Consider the following 1701-nt stretch of genomic DNA (forward strand, 5'->3'; position numbering starts at 1 on the left):
AGAGCCTGTTCAAAATCTTTTTAGGATAAGCGCCAGGAAAGCCAAGTGGATGAATTGCAAGCTGGTATTGAGCAGGCGCTCGCAGTTCTTCCACAAGCGTCTGTTCTTGTCCAGCCAGGCAAAGCTGCGCTCCACAACCCAGCGCTTGGGCATCACCTTGAAGGTGTGCAACTGGCTGCGCTTGGCAATCTGCACATTGACGTGCGCTCCCAAAATGGCTTGCACGCCCTGTGCAAAAGGCTTGCCCACGTAGCCACTGTCACACAGCAAACTTTGTACGCGCTTGAGTGCGGGGCTACAACGCATGAGCGCCTGTAGCGCGCCTTGGCGATCCGTCACATTGGCTGTGGTCACAGCAATGGCGTGAGGCAGACCTTGGGTATCGACCGCGATGTGACGTTTGATACCCGAGACTTTCTTGCCTGCGTCATAGCCTTTGTGGCGGGCGGTGTCACTGCCCTTGACGCTCTGTGCGTCCACGATCAAGAAGGCGCTGCATGCGCTGCGCCCCTGTCTCTCGCGGGCCGCGCCAACCTGATTTTTTGAGTGCCCGCTCCAGCAGGCTCACCCCTTGATCATCCACTTCGCTCCAAATCTGGAAATACGAATGGACAGTGCGCCATTTGGGAAAGTCGCTGGGCAGCGCCCGCCATTGGCAACCTGTGCGCAGCAAGTACAGCACTGCGCAGAACACCTCATACAGATCCACCGTGCGCGGGCGGGTGCTTTTGCGTGCACTCTCCAGCAAAGGGCGCACATGCTCGAATTGCTCTGGGCTGATGTCGCTTGGGTATTTCGCTCTCATGCAAAGAGCATAAACAAATTGGCAAAAAGATTTTGAACAGGCTCTTAGAACCTGTTCAAAATCTTTTGAGGATGAGCGCCAGGAAAGCCAAGTGGATGAACTGCAAGCTGGTATTGAGCAGGCGCTCGCAGTTCTTCCACAAGCGTCTGTTCTTTTCCAGCCAGGCAAAGCTGCGCTCCACAACCCAGCGCTTGGGCATCACCTTGAAGGTGTGCAACTGACTGCGCTTGGCGATCTACACGTTGACGTGCCCGCCCAAAATGGCTTGCACGCCCTGTGCAAAAGGTTTGCCCACATAGCCGCTGTCACACAGCAGGCCTTGCACGCGCTTGCATGCAGGTTGGCAGCGCTGGAGTGCCTGTAGTGTGCCTTGGCGGTCTGTGATGTTTGCAGTCGTCACGGCAATGGCGTGAGGCAGGCCTTGGGTATCGACGGCGATGTGACGTTTGATGCCTGAAACCTTCTTGCCTGCGTCATAGCCTTTGTGGCCAGCGGTGTCACTGCCCTTGACGCTCTGTGCGTCCACGATCAAGAAGGCGCTGCATGCGTTGCGCGCCTGTTTCTCGCGGGCCGCGCCAACTTGATTTTTTTAAAGCCTGCTGCAGCAAGCTGGTGCCTTGTTCATTGGGCTGGCTCCAGATCTGGAAGTAGGCGTGTACGGTGCGCCATTTGGGAAAGTCACTCGGCAGAGCTCTCCATTGGCAACCTGTGCGCAGCAGGTACAGCACGGCGCAGAACACCTCATACAGATCCACCGTGCGCGGGCGGGTGCTTTTGCGTGCGCTCTCCAGCAAAGGGCGCACATGCTCAAATTGCTCTGGGCTGATGTCGCTTGGGTATTTCGCTCTCATGCAACAAGCATAAACAAATTGGCAAAAAGATTTTGAACAGGTTCT

1 protein-coding gene and 1 pseudogene are annotated in these 1701 nt (G+C 56.2%); both read right to left on the minus strand.

All coding sequences use genetic code 11. The features are described from left to right. Positions 1–9 precede the first annotated feature (9 nt). Positions 10–805, minus strand: a protein-coding gene (locus EBQ26_RS12485; RefSeq protein ID WP_122239556.1) for an IS5 family transposase whose coding sequence is annotated in 2 segments (ribosomal slippage) — positions 10–544 and positions 543–805 — 798 coding nt in all. Because the reading frame shifts where the segments join, the coding sequence is not laid out codon by codon here. Positions 806–860: 55 nt separating this feature from the next. Then, positions 861–1656: pseudogene (locus EBQ26_RS12490) on the minus strand (IS5 family transposase). Positions 1657–1701 lie beyond the last annotated feature (45 nt).

The sequence above is a fragment of the Allofranklinella schreckenbergeri genome, from assembly GCF_003703475.1.
GTDB classification, from domain to species: domain Bacteria; phylum Pseudomonadota; class Gammaproteobacteria; order Burkholderiales; family Burkholderiaceae_C; genus Lampropedia; species Lampropedia schreckenbergeri.